Raw genomic sequence first — 20,426 nt, forward strand, 5'->3', positions numbered from 1 at the left:
ATAGAAGGTATAAGAAGAGAACAAGTGACATTGGAGGTACAAATTGAAGAAGTTTCGCGGGAAAAAGAGGTATTTTCGTAACTTATGGAAAAAAGTAAATTCGTTCCAATTGGAACTTGATAAGGTATCATGGTTTGATTTTTACCATATTCATCTTGATTGGTATGGTGTTGGTAATGAAAGTATAAAACTTAGAAGAGAGCATTTCAAAGCATACTTAACTCTATATAAAAAGGTGTTAGATAAGTTGGAAACATTTGATAAACCGTATCAATCTTGGATTTTATGGGATGGTGGAGACGCAGGTCAAGATGCCGTCTATATTCATACACCCAATCCAAACGAAAACAATTTCCCCCTAACATTAGAAAAATTGAACGAGATGGGCAATATACCTACACCCTTTAAAGATTTGATTGATAAAGAGGAATTTGATGTAGGGCAGTTTAAATTAGGGTCTAACAGTTTTGTTATCCAATCCAAGACTCAAGGCATCAAATTATGATTTTAAACTTGTCCAAACGAGAGAGTGTTTAGCAATTGCGCATTTAACTTGTTGCGCTAACGGTTAAGGGGCGTCCAATAAGAAGATGGGGTTGAGACAATTGACAGTTAAATGTATGAGTTTCTCTGAAAAACCTATTAAGGCCATTGAAATTATAAAACTTTATGATCTTGCAGGCTGGTGGGAAGAAAGAGAAGAACAAGAGATTGAAAAAATGCTCGGAAGTGAAGTGTCAGTCGGAGCATGGAAAGATGAAGTTCTAATAGGATTTGCAAGGGCCGTTACAGACGGGAAATTTAGGGCCTACATTGAAGATGTTGTCATACATAATGACTATCAAAAACAAGGAATTGGTCTTAAACCTATATCACGATTATTGGATGAACTTACACACATAGATATAATTAGTTTGTTTTGTGAAGAAGAATTAATTCCATTTTATGAGAAAAATGGCTTCGATTTCAGTAAATCCCAGTTTGTTTTACATAGAAAAGCAGGAAATAATTAGTCAACGAAATTAAGACAAAAGTAAATTATAAGTAAACTTCTGAAAAAAACATTAGCCTAGAATATCAAGCATATCTGGAATTGCCCGCCAGAAAACTATTTGCGTATAGGGTTGAAGATGAAATTGTTGGTTGTATTGGAGTAACGCCAAGCCATAGAAATAAAAGTATTGGAAGTAAGATAACGGGTTCACTTCAGAGGTTCAAACAATTGCTAAAACGCACATGATTTACACTCTCATGTGCGTTTTTCCTTTTCTTTAAAGGGTTACATCCATTTTTCTAACTAATTCACATACAAAATAACACTACAATTCACACGGGTGGAATTAATTATTGTAGAGCATGTGATTTATGGTGTGAATTACATTGCTAATAACTTATCCAGAGTGCCGGATCTTTTTAATTGGAAGATTTAAAGGGGATTTTTGGGTTTTATGTTAAAATTAAAGCAAGTGTTATGAAAATTTAGTTTAAAGTAAAGGTTCAGGTATGCCCAATAAAAAATAAACTGAAAGTATTAATGAGGAAGAGAAAGGAGAAAGATATGCACTTTTTGACAAACAATTGGTTTTCTCTCCTGTGTTACATTGTAATTGGAATAGTTGTATACTTTTTAGATTCTTTATCAAGCTTGAGTCAAGCGCTCTTGTGGAATTTAGTGGTTTCAATTCCGATTCTTATCGCCACACCCATCTTATTTATAATTGTGGGTCGATATGCATTAAAGTCTCAAGGCTCCAGTATAAAAGATTTGCTATCCGTTTTAATCGTGTGCATCCTTGGACTTCTCATAACTCCTCACATGGCTTATTTCAAAATGCACCATGGTGGTGACTTTAGCATGGGTTCGTTATATTTTTTATATGAATCCCCTTTAGACGTACTGAATTTGTTCTTTAAAAACAATTCGAGTAGTTGGTTATGGATGGAACACTTTTTCAAACTAATAAAATTTTAGAAATATCACTTGAAGACACATTTAACCATTTACGATCACTTAATAAATGGGATACTGTAACACCTATTGATAAATATCGCCAAATTATGGGTGTGCCTTTACCAAAAGTATGGGAAACCTTGCTACCCTATCATTCCATTGAAGAAAGGGAACAAACGGATGCTTATTTTCTAGAAAGATTAATAGAAAATATAAGAGATGGGAAAGGGGCTTTATATCCTAATGTAAAGGAAATCTTTACTTTTATAAAAGAACATAATTGTTCAATTTACATAGCCAGTAATGGTTTATCTCAGTATCTGAAAACCATTGTCTATTATTATAATTTGGATAATTGGGTCACTGAAACATTTAGTATTCAACAAATCGATTCGTTAAATAAATCAGATTTAGTTCGAAGTATTTTGGATAAGTATGAAATAACTAATGGGGCGGTAGTTGGAGACCGCTTATCTGATATTAATGCAGCGAAAGCTAATGGATTAGTTGCAATTGGATGCAATTTCGATTTTGCAAAAGATGATGAACTTTCTCAGGCTGATCTTGTAATAGATGACTTAAATGAATTAAAGACAATTTTACCTAAATTAAAAGTACACAATTAACAAAGAAGTAAATGAATACGAAGGATTGCGCTGCAACTATCGACGCGTGTTTGCAAAGACGCTTTTAATATAAAATGGAAAATAGCGCTACGTTAAAATCGTGGAATATTCGGATATTTAGGTAATGATTCAGGTCACTTCAATAAGAATGGAGATAAAAATGGGGAATTCTAATAAATGGAAAGCGCTTAACCTTTGGGGTTGTATACTCACAATGGGAAGTATTTTACTTGCGATTTATTCGTATTGTTCTTTTCGATTTTTCTTCATATGGAATGTTTCACCGTCTCGGATTTATATCCTTTATTTAGCCGCAATAGCGCTTGTTTTAGGGATCATAGGAGTCAAAAGTCCTAGAAATAAAATAAGAAGTGTATTTACTATTTTATTGTCTCTTGGACTAATTTTTATTCTACTTTTGTCAATAACTTTTTTCAAAATGACAAAAATGGAAACAACACAGTCTCCTAATAAACAATACCAGGTTTCTTTTTATTCAATAGATGCAGGAGCAGGTGCTTCACCTGTATTTATAGGTTACATTGATGGACCACTATGGTTTAAGAAACGGATTTATGAAGCAGGTATAAAAGATGCGCCCATTAAAGTTGATTGGAAAAATGATTTTACTATCGTAGTAAATGATCATCCATTTAATTTGAAACAGGGACAGATATACTATCATTAAAAAACAATAGTTTTCTGCAAGTAACGGTGGGTAGATATTTTAATAAGTTATCGCTGTTTCCTTATTTGTTTTAAGGTCAGGTAAATCGATTTAAAATTAAGTTTTAAATAAAATAGGGACTGATTATATGAATAGCATTGGAACAAATAAAGAAGAATTCTTTATTAATGTAAAAGACTTTAAACTTCACGTTAATTTATTCGGAAAAAAGACAAATAAACCAACAGTGGTGATGGAGGCTGGTTATGGAGACTATTCAGAAGTGTGGAAAGAAATTGCTCCTGAAATAGCTAAGATCACTCAAGTTGTTTTATATGATAGAGCTGGATTAGGTAAGAGTGAAAAGAGTTCTAATCAAAGAACGAGTGACCAAATGGTAAATGAATTAAAAGAGTTGCTTACAAATATGGAAATAGATCCACCTTATATATTGGTTGGTCACTCATTTGGCGGTGTGAATATGAGGTTATATGCCACTGAGTATCCAAATGAAGTAAATGGATTAGTCTTAATAGATTCTACACACGAAGATTATAGAGATAGATTTCTTCCTACAATGTCAGTTGAGTTTCAGGATGCTTATAAAAAGCAGTTTATTTATGAAGGTAATTATGATGAATTTATGTTTAGTTTAGAACTGGTCAAGGAAAAAAGAAGCAAACTTGATGTTCCTTTGGTTGTTATTTCAGCAGGTAAAAAAGCTCACTATTCAACACATTCGCAAGAACTTTGGAATGAGATGCAACAGGAGTTACTTAGCATTTCTTCAAAAGGTGAGTTTATAATTGCTAAAAATAGTGCTCATTATATTCAAAATGATGAACCAATGGTTGTTATTGATGCAATAAAACGATTATTAGTGTAGTTTTTAAAATCTAAGCAAATTTTATAAAAGTGAGGTGTTTGAATGACTAGGTATTTTGAAGTTCCTATAAGATGTACTGGTGTAGCAACTGTCCTTTTAAAAAAGGTGGAGAATGAATACAAAGTTTTACTTCTAAAAAGAGCTACTTCAGTTCTAAAGGATGTTTGGTGTTATATCGGAGGCAGTATTGAAGCAGGTGAAAAGGCTTGGGAAGCAGCTTTAAGAGAGGTTAAAGAAGAAACAGGAATTTCAAGAGTTTTATTATACACATCTAATAAGTTTGACCAAATATATTCACCAAAAGAGAATTATATCTATGTTGCTCCTGTTTTTGTTGGGTTTGTTGAAGAATCACAAGAAGTAACATTAAATTATGAACACAGTGATTTTAGGTGGTTATCTTTTAGTGAAGCCATAGCGACAGTAACATTACCTGGAAATGATGAAGTTCTAATGTCTATTGAAAAGCATTTTGCAAATAGGCAGCCTTCTGAGTATTTGCGGATTGAGCATTAAATTTCTTGAATATAAGCGGCCCCACCCTAGGTAATTAAACCATTAATGTTGATGAAAAAGAGAATCTTATTGGAGGAAAATATATTGAGTACATTTGTATATATGGTGAGGCACGGTGAATCGCCAAAGGAAGGAAATGAAAGAACAAGAGGACTAACCGAAAAAGGTTATCACGATGCGCAACGTGTGACTGACCTATTGGAAAATGAGAACATTGATGCAGTTGCTTCGAGCCCGTACATCCGTTCAATTTTAACTGTTGGAAAATTAGCAGAGCAAATAGGGCAAAAGGTTTTAGTTTTTGAGGATTTAAAAGAGAGGATGTTTTCATCTGAAGCCAATCGAGTATCTGATAAGGAATTGGTTTCAATTTTGGAGAAATCATTCTTAGATTCAAGTTTCTCTTTTGAGGGAGGAGAATCAAATGACGATTGTCAAAAAAGAGCTGTAAAAGTTTTAAAGGAACTATTAGTTGATTTTAGAGATAGAAAAGTAGTGATCGGTACTCACGGGGCCGTTATGACATTAATGATGGGATATTTCGATAACACTTATGACTTGAATTTTTTACATAGCACGTCAAAACCAGATATTTATAGAATGGAATTTAATGAACAAAACTTATTGAATGTTCAAAGACTATGGGATGAGAAATAAATGGTCCTGAAACAGAAGAGGTGGAATGGTTTAATTCTAACAAATTACCTTTATTAATGATTCCAAATAGAAGAAAACAAATTAAAAATTATTATATTGGTCGTGGAACAGGCAGATATATGTTTTGGGAATTCAATAATCCAGCAAGCGAAACTGTTGGAGAGAATACGGAAGAGTTACTTTCAAAAGTAAGAATTGAAGGTAAATCAATTAAAGAAATATGGGATTTAATTGAGATTGATGTGTTTTATTGAATCAACGGTTTGTGAAGGTTCTTCAACTAAAGACTGATATAGAAGGTTCAATATGCTCAAGCATCGATTATTAAAAGAAATTAAAGGATGTGTTTTTATCAAAGCTATTATTTTTGATTTTGATGGCACACTTGCCGATACTCTGCCAATTTGCTTTAATGCGTTTCAGTTTGTATTTAAGGAGTTTGATAACAGAGAAATCACTCCAGAAGAGATTAAAACAATGTTTGGTCCTTCTGAAACTGGAATAATAAGAGAAAATCTAATGAATAGTAATTATGATCAAGCCATTGAAATGTATTATCAGAAATATGGTGACTATCATCAAGATCTCGTTACAGAGAACAAGGAAATCAATGATTTACTTTTATATTTAAAGACTGAAGGCTATAAATTAGCAATTGTTACGGGAAAGGCACGGAGAAGTCTAGAGATTTCTATGGATTGCCTTAATATGAGGGACGTGTTTGATGTCATTATAACGGGCGATGACGTTGAATTACCTAAACCCAATCCTGAAGGAATAAATAAGGTATTATCCATTTTAAATATAAAAAATAATGAAGCGGTTTTTCTTGGAGACAGTGATGCAGATATTCAAGCTGGCTTAGGGGCTCAAGTATATACAATCGGAGTTCAGTGGTTACCGAATTATCAATCACTTGAATTTAGTGTTAAGCCTAACCAGTTAGTAAAAAGCCCATCCGAGTTCAGAGAATTACTAATTGATATAATTTAAATTTTCAACTAACAGATGCGTTTGTGGAATAAGAGTGTTGCCGCCCTTATCTAAAAGGAAGCGAGCGTCTCTTCAATAACAATTGGAGAGACGCTTTTAATTTTTCTAACCATATAAAGGAAAATAATGCTATGCTAAAAATATGGAATATTAAGCAATTTCAATAACGGTCACGGTCAGCATAGTTGTGCGAAATGTTTCTAGTTTAAATGGAGAATGGAGAACATTACTCTGGTAAAGGCGCTCAATATGGAAAATGTGCGGTAACAGGTATGGAATTGGGTTTAACGGATTGGCACTGCCATCATAAAACCCCTTATCATCAATCCAAAGATGATCGATTTTCAAACCTGATTGTCCTCCATGAATCCGTTCATCGTCTTGTACATCTCAAAGATACTGAAAAGATTAAAGCGCAACTGCATGCCTTAAAACTAAACAAAAAGCAGTTGGAGAAGGTCAATGACCTTCGAAATCAGTGTCAATACCAAGCGATTTAGGAATGAAGAAAAGCATTTTGTTTCATTAACATAGAATTGAATGAATCGGTTTAGTTGGAACGCCGTATGCGGTGAAAGTCGCATGTACGGTGTGAACGAGGGGAAAAGGGAGCGATAATTTCAAACCCTTACCTATTCGTATCAAGAAGGTTTCACGAGAAATTTTCGCAATAAATGACTATAATAAGTGTTTACTTATGATATTAGGAAATTAGGAATTGATTTATTCGAATCTTTACGTATATAAAAATTAATTTCAAAGACCTTTGGTTCAATATCATTGGCTGTTTCAAATCCATTGTCTAGGGAACTTTCAGGAAGAAACGCAATTCCTTTTTGGGCAGAAACCATTGTTAAAATTATGTCAAAAGAATCTATCTCAATCACTTGTGAATTCAATAAGGATTTATCCTGTATATATTGAAGAGTGTGTTGTCTAAAGGGACATTTTTGGTCTCTACTCACAAAAAAGGTTTCTGTTTGTAAATCTACTTTTTTCTTGTTAATGGATTTTAACAAAATGAGATTTTCTTTAATATGATGAATTTTTTTAAAGGTGGTATCATTTAAAAAACGATTAGTGATAACCATATCAACTTCATTATTTTTAAGTAATTTTTTCAGCGTCAAATTTGATTCAACAAATAAAGAACACATTGATTCGTTTTCGGCGAACCTTTTTTCCAAATATATTTTAGCTATTGATTGAGTGGTTCCAATATTGTATATCTCTATTTCGGACCGAACTGTTCCTTTCATTTCTTCAATTAAGCTCATTATTTTATTTGCATAATTTTGTACTATTTCTCCTGCCGATAATATTTCCACGCCTCTATTAGTACGATCGAATAGTGGCACGCCCAGTTCTCCTTCTAACTTTTTTACTCTCTCTGAAACATTCGGTTGGACATATCCAAGTTCTTCAGCAGCTTTAGTTATTGAATTGGATTCTGCTACTTTCAGAAAAATTAACAAATCGTTTATCTCCACATTACCACCCCTTGATATCATTTTTAATGATAACCAATATAATTTATAACTTTTTTACTTTATAAAAGTAAAGAAATATACTCAAAACATAAGGGAGTGATAAAGATGATAGGTATGCAATATAAAATTACTTTACCTAGCGATTATAATATGGATATCATTAGGAATAGGGTAAAAGAGAATGGTTTTAAAACGGATGGATTTAGAGGATTAAACTTTAAAATGTACATCATCACTGAAAAAGGGAAAAACGGAAACCTTCATAATTCGTATGCTCCTCTGTATCTTTGGAACGATTCTAATGGAATGAACCGTTTTATTTTTGAGGGATCTTTCAATAATATTTTGGAGTCATTTGGTTGGCAAAAAATCAACATTGGGATTCCTTTAACTGTTGAAATGAAAAAGGAACTACTTCTTAGGAGCGATTTTTTATTGGAAATATCGGGTTCAATTAACGAAACCAACACGTTGAGCAATCTAATGTTTGACCCAATGGGAGTAGATGAACAAACTGCTCTAGGAAAAGTTTTAATCTATGACCCAGACAAATGGGGATATAGTCAATTTTACTTGTTTGAAAGTAGACCAATGTTAAATGACAAATTGCAAGGTGCAACCATCTATGAAATTTTACATATTTCTAAAGGTAATTGATTATATCTAAGTTTTGAATTTAGTTGTTAGTATCAAAATTAACTATTGGCAAAAAGTTTGTGAATAAGTGTACTTAACTATCGAATAGCGTCTCTTCAATAACAATTGGAGAGGCGCTTTTAATTTTTCTAACCATATAAAGGAAAATAATGCTATGCTAAAAATATAGATTATTATGCCAACTCACTAACCGTTAGATAGTTCAACAAGATATAATTTGTTTTAAAGGGGGAAACGGCAATGAATATTAGAAATTCAGCAAAAGCAATTTTAATAAGAGGAGATAAGATTTTACTAACAAAAAATAAAGATAATGAGGGTGACTTTTATCTATTCCCTGGTGGAGGACAAGAACACGGTGAAACCATTAATAATACCTTAATACGGGAGTGTATTGAAGAAACAGGGCATGAAATAAAAGTTGGAAATCTACTTCATATTCGGGAGTATATAGGGAAAAACCACGAGCATTCATCATTTGATTTTAATGTTCATCAGGTTGAGTATTATTTTGGTTGTACGATTGTTGGTGACATAAGTAATAATCAAAAGCCTACTAATCCTGATACCGACCAAGTAGGAATTGAGTGGATAACAATTAGGGATATAATGAAATATAGAATTTATCCAAAAAAGTTAAGGCAATACATAATAAAATATTTTAATGGTGACAAAGCTCCTGTTTACTTAGGAGATATAAATTAGGTCTTGTTGAACTAATGGGAGCAATAGTTGAAGATCACGATGAATCTCCGGCTTTTTTTCTTTTCCCTAACGTTTGGATGCTCGTGGAACTAAACCTAGAGTTCTAGTTTAAGAGGAGTGATTTATAATGGATTTTATAATTCGTAAAATGCGAAGCGAAGATACAGAACAAGTTCAAGATGTGGCGAAGACAACTTGGAACGCTACCTATGAAGGGATAATTCCTTTAAATGTCCAAGAGAATTTCTTGAATTCAGCTTACAATGATGAAATGATGAAACGGCGTTTGGAAAAGTCTAATCTGTTCGTCGCAGTACATGAAGAAAAGGTTGTTGGTTTTGCAAATTTTTCCCCAGTAAACGAAGGAAAAGCTGAATTAGGTGCCATTTATATTTATCCAGAATTCCAAGGTATGGGAATTGGCTCAGCGTTATTACAAAAGGGAATTAATCATTTAAAAGATATCAAAGAAATTTATATAAATGTGGAAAAGGAAAATAAAATAGGGAAGACCTTTTATGAAGCAAAAGGTTTTCAAATGGTTGAAGAGTTTGATGATGACTTTGATGGACACATTTTAAAAACCATTAGAATGGTTTTAGAAATCTAAGCAGTTCTATTTTTGTTAACTGTAGAGTGAGACTTCAAGATTTTTTCTTGTTGAAGATCAATTGAATGGTTGCCGTGTTATTTCTTTTTGCACTAACGGTCTGGAAGGTGAAAGAAGAGAGGTAGGGAATTAAATGACTGTGTTAGGTATTTTAGGAATGACACACGATGAGGAACTTCAAAAAAAGTTTGATTTTACATTAAGCTTTCTGAAGGAATTAATATTAGAATTTAACCCAGATGTTATTTGTGGTGAAGTTCACCCTAAAAGTTAGGGGTTATATTTAAAGACTGGTGAACCATATGGCTTTTTGGGAGAAACTCAGCCCGAATATCCGAAATTAATTTTTCCTTTGTGTGAGGAAAACGATATAAATTTTGTTCCAATAAATTGGTTTGAAGAAGACATTTTCGAAGAGGAGCCTTTTGATAAGTTTGATTATAATACTAAGATGCAACTTGAAGAGAGATTAGATATGTGGAAAGACAAGCAACTTTCTAAATGGAATCAGAGCGATATTCCTCTAAACTCTTTAGAGTATGATGACATAACAAAAGAGATGTACAGCTGGTTGCATAGTATAAATCCTGAAGTTCAGAATATCGTTTGGAGCACAAGGCACTATATTATGGTTGCCAGAGTTAAAAATGCTATTAAAAGGTATCCGAATAAAAGAATTCTATGTATTCACGGAGCTGACCATAATTATTGGTATTATCAATCCCTCAAGAATGAAGAAAGTATTAAGTTGATTTATCCATTGAGATAAGGAAGGATTTCTTCTTCAAGTAACGGAAGCTTTAGTTCAATAAGCGTACGTTGATCTTATCCAAGAAACAGGCCAGTTTGGGAGGGGATTAGTTTGATCGATGGTTATGCAACATCTAAGGATATGTCAAACTTCTTAGACAAGCACAGCATTGTAAAAAGGGAGACTCCTTGGTTTTTTATCTCCCCCATTGCGATAGGGACACATTTAGGGAATATGGATCAAACGGATTCTGAACTGTATCAAACCTCTATTGAGTATGGATTGAAAAACGGCATAAATTTTATCGATACCGCGATTAACTATCGAAGAATGCGTTCTGAACGAGATATAGGTCTAGTTCTTTCGCGTTTAATAAATGAAGAGCTTCTAAGGCGCAGCGAATTTGTCGTTTCCACGAAGGCTGGAATTATTCCTGGGGATATAGAGGCAGGACTTGTACCTAAAGATTATCTGCAAAAAATACTGCTTGATCAAGGCATTTTACAGGAATCTGATTAGGCTGCTTTAGTTGAAAAGGGAATCGGACGAATATGTTAACATCCTTTTGGCAAATTATTTATTATGATTTTTAATTTACAGTAAATGTTGAAGAATAAAACTGAGCATTTCCTGAAGTAACCTCAATTCGATATTATAACCAGAATTTTTTGATGAAAACGTATATGAATCTTTGTATGGCCATTTTTTAATGAATGTTGGTTCATCAGAAATGTCTACCCAATTTCTCGATTTGTCAAATCTTTGAAGCTGAAAAGCTATCTCTCCCATCATATCCATTGGTGCATTGATTTCAAACGGGTATGTATCTGCTTTATTGCCAGATATTCTAGCTAATGACACGGTGTAACTGCTAAACTAAAATAGACAGTTTCCGCTAGATAAAAATGAACACTTTTATCCATATGGGCTTAGGGGTTTTGGCATTGAAAGGGTTGCCGCCCCGAGGGGCGGCAACCCTTTCAATACTCGCTCGTCCGTCCCACCCATTATTAAAATTTTTCCCACAAACTTGTAGAATTTGATAGGTTATCAAACTATTAAGTGGAGGGAATTGAAAGGTGGAAAAATGGAAAGTGTATATGGAGATTTATCAATTAAAACAACAAGGATTTAAGGTGAGGAGGATTGCAAGAAAATTAGGGATTTCTAGAACGACCGTGTATAAATATCTTGAGCTGTCACCAGAGGAAATGAGTGCATGGATGGCGTCAACGAAAACGCGGTATAAAAAATTGGATCCGTATGAAATGCTTATTCAGACATGGCTAAGCGAACACGCTGATCTCTCCGCTTCACAGATTCACGATTGGTTACGGGAAAAGTATCCAGATCTAAAGGTTGGTGAGAGTACGGTACGTGGTTACGTTAAAGAATTACGTGAGAAATATGGTATTCCTAAAGTCGAAGAAAAGCGTGCCTATGAGGCTATTCCAGACCCACCAATGGGAAAACAGGCGCAGGTGGACTTTGGCCAAACCATACAAAAGACATTGGAAGGAAAAGAGATTAGGTTATATTTCATTAGCTTTGTAATGTCACATTCTCGTTTTAAGTACGCCGAGTGGCTAGACAGACCATTCACAACCAAAGATGTTATTCGAACGCATGAGAACGCCTTTCGGTTTTACGGAGGGATTCCTCATGAACTGGTTTATGATCAGGATTCTCTCATGGTAGTCAGTGAGAATTCAGGTGACTTAATTCTTACGGGTGAATTTCAAGCCTACCGTGAAGAAAGAAAATTAGTCCTCCACGTCTGTCGAAAAGCGGATCCTGAAAGTAAAGGTCGAATCGAGAATGTGGTTGGGTTTATAAAGAAAAATTTCGCTAAAAACCGTGTATTTGGTGGGATCGATCAGTGGAATGAGCAGTGTATTGCCTGGCTAGAAAGAACGGGGAATGGTAAGGTTCACAATACAACAAAAAAAAGACCAGTCGAAGTGTTTGCCCTAGAAAAACAACACTTACGACTCGTCACTAAAGAAATTGTACTTTCAAACGTTGACTCAAGTATAACAAGAACTGTTCGTAAGGACAACACGATTCTTTACCTATCCAATCGCTATTCTGTTCCTCTCGGAACCTATAAGAAAGATAAAGACGTTTTTATCGAAGTGTCAGATGAGAACCATCTTCTTGTTCGAGAGGAAAAGAAAGGGCCAGTGATTGCGGACCATATTATTTCTCAAGAAAAGGGCGGATTGATCCAAGACCGCCAACATAAAAGAGACCGAACCAAAGGTATTCCTGCTTACATCACGAGTGTTTCTAAGCAATTTGAGGACGCTGAGCTCGCCTATGAATTTCTAACTGAAGTCCAGCGCAGATACCCTCGCTATATCCGTGACCAGCTTCAACTTATATCAAAGGTTCTTAAAAGTGATTCAGAATTTGCGAGCGAGGCTTTAAAGGCGTGTTTGGATAGAGGACTGTACAGTGCAACTGAATTTAGCGACATCCACCAATATGTTAAACGCCAGCGGCAAGTGGACCGTTCACCCGGTGAGCAGAAAAAAGACCCAATTAAACCATTGGAAGCAGCTGATCAATCCATACTGTCAACGAAACCAAAGATTCGAGATATGAACGACTATTTGGCAGTTTTACAAGGAGGTTTAACTAATTGAGTCAGTCTCTAGAGCAACTCCAGCAACGTTTAAGTTCATTAAGGTGGTCGGAGAGCGCTGCCTACCTTCCCACGCTTATCTCCCAAGCGGAATCTGAGGATTGGACATACAGGATGTTTGTTGAGCACCTGTCAGCCTATGAACAAAAGCGTCGTGATGAGAAGCAAATTGAAAAACGGTTAAAATGGGCAGGATTCCCTTTTTATAAAACAATTGATGCATTTAACGTTAACGAGCAGCAATCCTTAAGCAAAAAACAAATTAATCAATTAAAGGAGTTTACTTGGATCGATCAATTATACAACCTTATTCTCTTAGGGCCGACAGGGGTGGGGAAAACCCTCCTCTCGACTGGGCTAGGAATAGAGGCTATTCATCGAGGATATAAAGTGTCCTTTGTCTCTATGGGAGAATTGATACACACACTGAAAACGGAGGAATTTACAAGAAAGTCACAGACAAGGATGAAGCGAATTAGAGACTCCCATTTGGTTATTATTGATGACTTGATGTACATGGCAATGGACACTCGGGAAGCTAATCTGTTTTTTCATTTGATCAATGACTTGTATGACCGAGCCTCTGTCATTATAACGTCAAATAAAAGCCCGAAGGAATGGGGAGAATTATTAGGGGATCCTGGCATTACGACAGCCATTTTGGATCGTCTCATTCATCGAGCTGAAGTGATCCATTTTAGAGAAGAAGAAAGTTATAGAATGAAACATCGTTCTTCCATTTTTGGGCAAGAAAGTGTCCAAAATTAATTAGCAAAAAGTGTTCATTTTCACTTGACGGTTACACACGGTTACGCCGTTACTACTGACGCTGTATTTATATGGTTGTATTATATCGTGTGACTTGGCAGCAGGCGTTGTTTTTGTTGCTTTACCAGTTCCATTATTGACATTTGTTGGTGTTGTATTGGAACAAGCTCCCAACATCATACCGGCTATGATGCTTCCTACGATTAATTTTTTTTCAATTGCAATTCCTCCAATGTTTTGATCTTTTATAATTATAACAAAAGGGCACAACTATCTTTTGGGTATTTCACGCCAAGATTTAACTGGTACAACTAAGTGTTCTTCAACAACGTGCGATAGTTAAACAAGGGTATCGCCGTTGCTTCATCAAGTAATGAGTTCAGATTATCCATAAATAATGGTGGAGTTCCGTGGGAAAAAGATACAACTTGTGGTCCTTTTGTTTTGGGGGTTTTTGGCTTCAAGGATCAAAGAAATTGGCCCACAGTAATGGTGTCACCACTAACATCTTAAAACAATCAGTTCACCTGATAAACATTATTCAATTACTTTTTATTGGTGGGTTATGAGAGCGGCAGAGATCTTTGGAATATTAGGTGTACTTAATGGACCGCTATGGTTTAAGAAGAGAATTTATGATGAAGCCAGAACGGAAAACGTCAAATAATAGTAAGGTGCCCATAAATAATCATATCTTAGATTGTGATGAAGGAGATACCTATGGGTACAAATGATGATGATAATATAGTGGATAGTTAAAGTAAGCAATCTAAAACAACATCAGTGCTTATTGCATTAACGAATCTTTAGTAAAATGAGGGTTTACCCGTTACTTGTGGTGAACGCCAAAATAGGGTTGAGAGCAGGCAAGAAGGGCGTTCATCGATGGGATGAACACCAAAATAAGTGGATGAGGGCGCTGTAAGGTCGTTCATCGAGGGTATGAACGCCAAAATAGGGTTGAGAGCAAGCAAGAATGGCGTTCATCAAGGGGATGAACGCCAAAATAGGGTTGAGGGCAGGCAAGAAAGGCGTTCATCAAGGGGATGAACGCCAAAATAGGGTTGAGGGCAGGCAAGAAAGGCGTTCATCAAGGGGATGAACGCCAAAATAGGGTTGAGGGCAGGCAAGAAAGGCGTTCATCAAGGGGATGAACGCCAAAATAGGGTTGAGAGCAGCTAAGAAAGGCGTTCATCAAGGGGATGAACGCCAAAATAGGGTTGAGAGCAGGCAAGAAAGGCGTTCATCAAGGGGATGAACGCCAAAATAGGGTTGAGGGCAAGCAAGAAGGGCGTTCATCAAGGGGATGAACGCCAAAATAGGGTTGAGAGCAGGTAAGAAGGGCGTTCATCGAGGGGATGAACGCCAAAATAGGGTTGAGGGCAGGCAAGAAGGGCGTTCATCGAGGGGATGAACGCCAAAATAGGGTTGAGAGCAGGCAAGAAGGGCGTTCATCGAGGGGATGAACGCTAAAATAGGGTTGAGGGCAGGCAAGAAGGGCGTTCATCGAGGGGATGAACGCCAAAATAGGGTTGAGGGCAGGCAAGAAAGGCGTTCATCAAGGGGATGAACGCCAAAATAGGGTTGAGGGCAGGCAAGAAGGGCGTTCATCAAGGGGATGAACGCCAAAATAGGGTTGAGAGCAGCTAAGAAAGGCGTTCATCAAGGGGATGAACGCCAAAATAGGGTTGAGGGCAGGCAAGAAAGGAGTTCATCAAGGGGATGAACGCCAAAATAGGGTTGAGGGCAGTTAAGAAGGTCGTTCATCGAGGGGATGAAAACCAAAATAGTTTGTTCGACCTGGGGAGAAAAACTCCCTAATAATCTAAGCACTATAATTATGGATTTGTTATGGTAATTGTTTTTCAATTTGCGAGGCAAAATGTTTAGTTAAATGCAAAAAGGTCTCAGCTCTTATTGAGGTGAGGCCTTATCATTATTATATATATTTAAACCAAAATTGAATCCGCGTACTACTCAGATATAGTGACTTAATTACGTAAATCTCTCTTAATCTTACTTATTTCTTGGTTCAAATGTTCTAAGTCGGTATCAAAGAAACGGTTCTGGCGTTCTATATGAACAAGGCGTTCCGACATTTCTGACCTAAAGCCAACAAGTTCGGAATGAGTCTTTTCAACGGCTTCACGAGTAGATGTAAGTATTAACGACATTTCATTTTGATGTTGTTCCAAACGTTGTTGCCCATCTTCCAGTTTATCGAAGCGTTTATCAATTCTTTCCATAAACTGTTTCAATAATTCTTCCATTTTCGTATCCCCGTCCTTTTCTTTTATTATAACACTATGAATAATGCGATGTTACCCATTTTTGAATAGTTTTGGTTTAAATCATTATAAAGCAAAAATTGCTGAATACGAAAAAACAATGACAGGTATCGGAACCCGTTAGATTAAGCAATCGGGTCTTTTTCAGGTTAGGTACGAGTGGAGATTGGGCAATTGACATACCTATTAAACAAGCTCCTGGAAAAAAAGTTGTAGTTAATAAAGAAAAGTCTTATGAAGATAAGACGCTAAGAATCGATTATCTTACCACAAATTCTATTGAAACAAACGTTGTAGGAGAACTCATTGAACCTACTGACGTTTATGATGTTGACGTCGATTTGTTCGATGACAAAGGACACCAACAAACAATGTTGAATGAAAGTGGTTATTCTTTACCTGCTGAAGATCAAAACGGGAAAGAGACGATGCATTTATTTCTAAGGTATGGAACCCCGAAGGATCCCAAAACAGTGGTTATATCCCCTTTCCTAGACCCTGACTCAGGGAAGGTAGCCACAAAACAATATATAAAAGAACTTCAAATGAAAATTCCGCTTTCAAGGTAGGATAAAAATACAATGATCACTAAAAAGAGCTGAAGACTGAGAGGCTATTGGTTGGGAACGACAAGATAATTCACTGGATGTATTTTTTAATGAATTCATTGATTCTAGTGAGCCTAATGAGCTGTTCAAAAATAGTGAGCATTATGTTGATGAATTTAGAGGAATATTTTTAGGTAATGTAAAAACGGATGAAGGAGCGTTTGAGTTATTTCGAAATTGGGTGGAAGCGGTGTTGATTCCATTTAAAAATAGCTTATTGGATTACGAGAGCGATACTTGAACAAGGTATCGCCATTTTCTTATTCATCCAAGGGTTCAGTTTACATGAGAAAGGAAAGATTAAATTTAGAGGTTAGCTTAGGTGAAGCGTGTTGAACTTAGGGGTTTGCACACTATTTTTATTGCCTTATAGGTGAATTATTTATTTTTTGATTAAACTAACGTTTCAGAATCATTTTGGTAAAAAAGTGAAATTTTTTCCACAGTTATTCGTAATTTAAAGAGGATCATTTAAGGAGGGGTATTGTGAAAAAGATTTTATTTAAGTGTGTACTATTGGCTGCTGCGTTTATGGTCATTGTAGGTTGTTCCGATTCAAAGTCTACTTCTGTCAATGGAAATGCTAAAAGTAAAACGACGACAAACACCTCAAAAGAGAACGCGAAAGCTTCGACTGCTGAAGAAGCAAATGAAAAAACCATTCAAACTTTTTTGAAAGTTAATATGACAGGTCCCGATGAAGAATTTAAAAAGGCATTAAAACAAGTGGAAGCGACTGGGAATTCAACGCTAGTACAAGCGTATGATAAAAAGTATTATCAACCCCTTTTATCCAAGGAATTCTACACAAAATTTATTAATAGCAGGTTTGACGTGTTCTGGATGCAACCCGCTTACGATCAAGGTTATCAATTCAAAGTAGACAACATTAAAATCAAAAAAGGAAAAGGCTATTATAGTTGGACAGCTGACGTAGATTACACAAAAGAAGGCAAGACAAACACCTCATCGGTTAATGGACTAATTAATCTGGATGATCAAGGAAAAATTATCTTTGTTGAGTTTGTTGATGGAGATCAAGAGATATTGAACATACTGCATAATACTCACCCACCCAAGGAAAAAACGAGCTGAATCTATATATATTTTTTAACCAATGAAAGTTTTTATTTAATAAGGATGTTTTTTATGAAATTTACTCATGTAAAGACCGCATTGAATATGATAAACGAAATGTTTAATTTTTCGTAGCAGCCGTTGCTTTGATGATTGTGTGAATAGGTGTACTTAAGCTAACAGTGTGCAAGAGTTTTAGATCGTTTGAACAGTTGCCGCCCCTTTCTTTGTTGTGCTAAAGATAAATAAGTGGCTTAGTGATCTACGTGGAAAAGGAGGATACTGGAATGAGTTTTGAATATATTACCTTCAAATCGGTTCCAGAAGGAGCGATATTAGAAAGCTTATTACTTCTTCATAAAAACATCTTTGGCGAGTCAGATAACTTAATAAAGGATATGGAATCAAAATCCAATATTTTAATTTTAGCAGCGATTAATGACAGTAAAGTGATTGGATATAAAATCGGCTATGACCTTGATCATACTAAGTTTTATAGCTGGTTAGGTGGTGTTGACAATCATTTTAGGAAACATGGAGTCGGTTCTAAATTAATGGAGACCCAACACCAATACTTGAAAGAAAATGGATATAAGATTGTCCAAACAAAGTCAATGAATAAATGGAGGAATATGTTACTTTTAAACATCAAAACAGGTTTTGATGTAGTGGGTACAGAATTAGATAAAAATGGTGAGATTAAGATAATTTTAGAGAAGCCATTGTAGGGTGGAGCTTCAACTAACAGTCTAGAATATTGATTAGGGTTTTCAAGTGATTTTAAGGAGTGACCATTGTGGAATGTTCGATTAGACCCTTTGAGGAGCGGGATATGTCGTTCTTATGGGAAATGCTGTATCAGTCTATATACGTACCTGAGGGGCAAATCAGACCTAGGCGGGAAGAGATATTGAAAGAACCTAATATTGAGAAATACCTTAAAAACTGGGGTAGGAATCATGACCATGCATTGGTCGCCTTGGATGGAGCAAATCAACCAGTAGGGGCAGTTTGGATAAGGTTGTTGAATCATGAAAACGCGGGCTATGGCTTCGTTGACGACGACACACCTGAACTTGGGATGGCGATTATGTCCCAATACAGGGGGCAAGGAATCGGGAAGCATTTATTATCGGAAATGATTGATTTTTCCCGTTCTATTGGTTACTCAGCTTTATCATTGAGCGTTGCCCCTCACAACAAGACAGCATTACAAATGTACGAAAAGAATGGATTTAAAAAAGTGTATCAAGACGAGGGTGGTTCTTGGACAATGAAAAGGGATTTGTAGCACCAGTACAAATACGTGCCTTGTTTTTTTCAGTTAACGGCGTGCTAAAAAGCCCGGGTTAAAGTTCCCGAGCTTTTACGTTTAGTATTTTTTAGAGAAATAATCCTTTACAGATTTTATATCTCCCTTGCCATCCACCGTCTGGTCACAAGTAAATGTTTTATCAGCATGTTGTAACCAAAGAGCAGCTATTGGGTAGCTATTGTTGTCGTTTTGAGTAACGATAACGATGATATCTTTTAATCCATCTTTATTTACATCTTCAAATGAAACAGCTTTAACATCTACATTATATGGAAAAGGGGAATCACTAAAATTATAAAGAATATCACCGTTTTGATTGGTTAAATAAAAGACGGTCGGTATGTGATTGCCGCTTGTGATTTTTCCTGATACAAATTCAACATTACCCCACGGTTTTAAATTGACCGCAAAGGATTGATTTTTATTTTGGACAAAACCATTAATATTTTTAATACTCTTTGGCTTGATTTGATTTTGGTAATTAGTTGTTCCATTTGAACCATTTAACATATAACTACCATTTTGATAAACCTTATAGAGCCCTACAACTCCGCTTCCTCCGTTTTTCAACATGGATTTCGATACAAGTTGTACGGTGTAATAGGAGCCAATTTTATCTTTCTTTAAATGACCATCTAAGTCATTATAAGCAATATCACTATTCGTCGATAATTGATTTTTTAAGTAACTAACCGCCTCTTTCCCACTCGAAATATTTGTATTGCTTTTACCAATAGCTGTCACATAAGTAGTAACGTTACCTGCTGAAGTTGGTTCTATTAATGATAATTGATTGTTGTCATTGACTTTGTATAGAAATAAAGTGACATTATCGACTCCGTTATTCGTTGTTTCTTTTATCGTCCCTGATTTAAAATCATTTTCATGACCTGAAGCTGGAACCATTTCAAAGCCCACTTTTTGTCCGCTTTGCGTCATTGAGTGAGAGGCATAATCGACTGTTGTATTTGGTTTTAAGCTTTCAACGTCTAGAGTAGCCTTAATAACAGCATTCGGTATGGTGTTGGCATCACTGGTTGAGTTCTTAGTTGAAGTTGTCGATGAATTATTGGGTGATGAACTTCCTGTAGAGTGGTCATCAGAAGAACTGCCGCAAGCCGACAAGGAGAGTGCCAGGACGACTGATAAAATTGTTGAGATAAAAAGTTTCAAATCTAAAACTCCCTTCGCATTGTCCATTCTAACATAAAAAA

The 20,426-nt window shown here is 35.7% G+C and carries 27 protein-coding genes; 23 read left to right on the top strand and 4 right to left on the bottom strand.

The annotated features are described in order from the left end of the window. Positions 1-43: 43 nt before the first annotated feature. From PU629_RS09050 to PU629_RS09095, 10 genes are all read left to right on the top strand, one after another. Positions 44-505: a hypothetical protein gene (locus tag PU629_RS09050; RefSeq protein ID WP_275283943.1), complete on the top strand. Its 462-nt coding sequence runs from the start codon at positions 44-46 to the stop codon at positions 503-505. Positions 506-620: 115 nt separating this feature from the next. After that, positions 621-1,013 (top strand): GNAT family N-acetyltransferase, encoded by a 393-nt coding sequence (locus PU629_RS09055; RefSeq protein ID WP_275284389.1) that lies wholly within the window; start codon positions 621-623, stop codon positions 1,011-1,013. 922 nt (positions 1,014-1,935) lie between these two features. Continuing rightward, on the top strand, positions 1,936-2,577 hold the full coding sequence (locus PU629_RS09060) for an HAD hydrolase-like protein (RefSeq protein ID WP_275283944.1): 642 nt from the start codon (positions 1,936-1,938) through the stop codon (positions 2,575-2,577). Between the two features lie 160 nt (positions 2,578-2,737). Beyond that, the gene (locus PU629_RS09065) at positions 2,738-3,265 is read left to right on the top strand and encodes a DUF5412 family protein (RefSeq protein ID WP_275283945.1); all 528 of its coding nucleotides are present in this window, start codon (positions 2,738-2,740) and stop codon (positions 3,263-3,265) included. 127 nt (positions 3,266-3,392) lie between these two features. Next, complete coding sequence (locus PU629_RS09070) at positions 3,393-4,130, top strand: alpha/beta fold hydrolase (protein WP_275283946.1); 738 nt, start codon at positions 3,393-3,395, stop codon at positions 4,128-4,130. Positions 4,131-4,172: 42 nt separating this feature from the next. Further along, positions 4,173-4,646 (top strand): NUDIX hydrolase, encoded by a 474-nt coding sequence (locus PU629_RS09075; protein WP_275283947.1) that lies wholly within the window; start codon positions 4,173-4,175, stop codon positions 4,644-4,646. A gap of 84 nt (positions 4,647-4,730) precedes the next feature. Next, positions 4,731-5,303: a histidine phosphatase family protein gene (locus tag PU629_RS09080; protein ID WP_275283948.1), complete on the top strand. Its 573-nt coding sequence runs from the start codon at positions 4,731-4,733 to the stop codon at positions 5,301-5,303. Between the two features lie 20 nt (positions 5,304-5,323). Continuing rightward, positions 5,324-5,557, top strand: a complete 234-nt coding sequence (locus PU629_RS09085; protein ID WP_275283949.1) for a hypothetical protein — start codon at positions 5,324-5,326, stop codon at positions 5,555-5,557. A gap of 52 nt (positions 5,558-5,609) precedes the next feature. Beyond that, positions 5,610-6,296, top strand: coding sequence for an HAD family hydrolase (locus tag PU629_RS09090; RefSeq protein ID WP_275283950.1), 687 nt, complete (start codon positions 5,610-5,612; stop codon positions 6,294-6,296). A 209-nt stretch (positions 6,297-6,505) separates the two neighbouring features. Then, a complete protein-coding gene (locus tag PU629_RS09095; RefSeq protein WP_275283951.1) occupies positions 6,506-6,796 on the top strand; it encodes an HNH endonuclease signature motif containing protein in 291 nt (96 codons plus the stop codon). 195 nt (positions 6,797-6,991) lie between these two features. Here PU629_RS09095 and PU629_RS09100 read toward each other — a convergent pair whose 3' ends face one another. Continuing rightward, positions 6,992-7,786, bottom strand: coding sequence for a LysR family transcriptional regulator (locus PU629_RS09100; protein WP_275283952.1), 795 nt, complete (start codon positions 7,784-7,786; stop codon positions 6,992-6,994). Between the two features lie 105 nt (positions 7,787-7,891). Between PU629_RS09100 and PU629_RS09105 the strand changes: the two genes are divergently transcribed. The 6 genes from PU629_RS09105 (at position 7,892) to PU629_RS09130 (ending at position 11,028) form a co-directional block, all read left to right on the top strand. Then, positions 7,892-8,443, top strand: coding sequence for a DUF4865 family protein (locus tag PU629_RS09105; protein ID WP_275283953.1), 552 nt, complete (start codon positions 7,892-7,894; stop codon positions 8,441-8,443). A gap of 240 nt (positions 8,444-8,683) precedes the next feature. Then, complete coding sequence (locus PU629_RS09110) at positions 8,684-9,148, top strand: NUDIX domain-containing protein (RefSeq protein ID WP_275283954.1); 465 nt, start codon at positions 8,684-8,686, stop codon at positions 9,146-9,148. A gap of 127 nt (positions 9,149-9,275) precedes the next feature. Next, positions 9,276-9,758 carry a GNAT family N-acetyltransferase gene (locus PU629_RS09115; protein WP_275283955.1) on the top strand — a complete coding sequence of 161 codons (483 nt, stop codon included), beginning with the start codon at positions 9,276-9,278 and terminating at the stop codon, positions 9,756-9,758. A gap of 133 nt (positions 9,759-9,891) precedes the next feature. Continuing rightward, a complete protein-coding gene (locus PU629_RS09120; RefSeq protein ID WP_275283956.1) occupies positions 9,892-10,032 on the top strand; it encodes a hypothetical protein in 141 nt (46 codons plus the stop codon). A 36-nt stretch (positions 10,033-10,068) separates the two neighbouring features. Beyond that, complete coding sequence (locus tag PU629_RS09125) at positions 10,069-10,527, top strand: hypothetical protein (protein WP_275283957.1); 459 nt, start codon at positions 10,069-10,071, stop codon at positions 10,525-10,527. Between the two features lie 93 nt (positions 10,528-10,620). Then, positions 10,621-11,028, top strand: coding sequence for an aldo/keto reductase (locus PU629_RS09130; RefSeq protein ID WP_275283958.1), 408 nt, complete (start codon positions 10,621-10,623; stop codon positions 11,026-11,028). A 75-nt stretch (positions 11,029-11,103) separates the two neighbouring features. Here PU629_RS09130 and PU629_RS09135 read toward each other — a convergent pair whose 3' ends face one another. After that, positions 11,104-11,370 carry a hypothetical protein gene (locus PU629_RS09135; RefSeq protein ID WP_275283959.1) on the bottom strand — a complete coding sequence of 89 codons (267 nt, stop codon included), beginning with the start codon at positions 11,368-11,370 and terminating at the stop codon, positions 11,104-11,106. 239 nt (positions 11,371-11,609) lie between these two features. Between PU629_RS09135 and istA the strand changes: the two genes are divergently transcribed. The 4 genes from istA (at position 11,610) to PU629_RS09155 (ending at position 15,026) form a co-directional block, all read left to right on the top strand. Further along, on the top strand, positions 11,610-13,157 hold the full coding sequence (gene istA, locus PU629_RS09140; RefSeq protein WP_481900510.1) for an IS21 family transposase: 1,548 nt from the start codon (positions 11,610-11,612) through the stop codon (positions 13,155-13,157). Then, positions 13,154-13,924: an IS21-like element helper ATPase IstB gene (gene istB / locus PU629_RS09145; protein ID WP_275283961.1), complete on the top strand. Its 771-nt coding sequence runs from the start codon at positions 13,154-13,156 to the stop codon at positions 13,922-13,924. Before istA ends, istB begins: the two co-directional genes overlap by 4 nt. Before the next feature lie 605 nt (positions 13,925-14,529). Further along, the gene (locus tag PU629_RS09150) at positions 14,530-14,658 is read left to right on the top strand and encodes a hypothetical protein (RefSeq protein WP_275283962.1); all 129 of its coding nucleotides are present in this window, start codon (positions 14,530-14,532) and stop codon (positions 14,656-14,658) included. A 242-nt stretch (positions 14,659-14,900) separates the two neighbouring features. Further along, positions 14,901-15,026 (top strand): hypothetical protein, encoded by a 126-nt coding sequence (locus PU629_RS09155; protein WP_275283963.1) that lies wholly within the window; start codon positions 14,901-14,903, stop codon positions 15,024-15,026. Positions 15,027-15,915: 889 nt separating this feature from the next. On the opposite strand, the gene PU629_RS09160 is transcribed toward PU629_RS09155, so the two are convergent. Beyond that, positions 15,916-16,194, bottom strand: coding sequence for a hypothetical protein (locus PU629_RS09160; RefSeq protein WP_275283964.1), 279 nt, complete (start codon positions 16,192-16,194; stop codon positions 15,916-15,918). A 1,112-nt stretch (positions 16,195-17,306) separates the two neighbouring features. Here PU629_RS09160 and PU629_RS09165 point away from each other — a divergent pair. The 3 genes from PU629_RS09165 to PU629_RS09175 all read left to right on the top strand — a co-directional run bounded on the left by PU629_RS09165 (position 17,307) and on the right by PU629_RS09175 (position 19,188). Then, entirely contained in the window at positions 17,307-17,915 is a 609-nt protein-coding gene (locus PU629_RS09165) for a hypothetical protein (protein ID WP_275283965.1), read from the top strand. 269 nt (positions 17,916-18,184) lie between these two features. Continuing rightward, the gene (locus tag PU629_RS09170) at positions 18,185-18,625 is read left to right on the top strand and encodes a GNAT family N-acetyltransferase (protein WP_275283966.1); all 441 of its coding nucleotides are present in this window, start codon (positions 18,185-18,187) and stop codon (positions 18,623-18,625) included. A gap of 104 nt (positions 18,626-18,729) precedes the next feature. Then, positions 18,730-19,188, top strand: a complete 459-nt coding sequence (locus PU629_RS09175) for a GNAT family N-acetyltransferase (RefSeq protein WP_275283967.1) — start codon at positions 18,730-18,732, stop codon at positions 19,186-19,188. Between the two features lie 81 nt (positions 19,189-19,269). Here PU629_RS09175 and PU629_RS09180 read toward each other — a convergent pair whose 3' ends face one another. After that, on the bottom strand, positions 19,270-20,385 hold the full coding sequence (locus PU629_RS09180; RefSeq protein WP_275283968.1) for a hypothetical protein: 1,116 nt from the start codon (positions 20,383-20,385) through the stop codon (positions 19,270-19,272). Between the last annotated feature and the right edge of the window lie 41 nt (positions 20,386-20,426).

It is taken from the genome of Pullulanibacillus sp. KACC 23026, assembly GCF_029094525.1.
Taxonomy (GTDB): domain Bacteria; phylum Bacillota; class Bacilli; order Bacillales; family Sporolactobacillaceae; genus KACC-23026.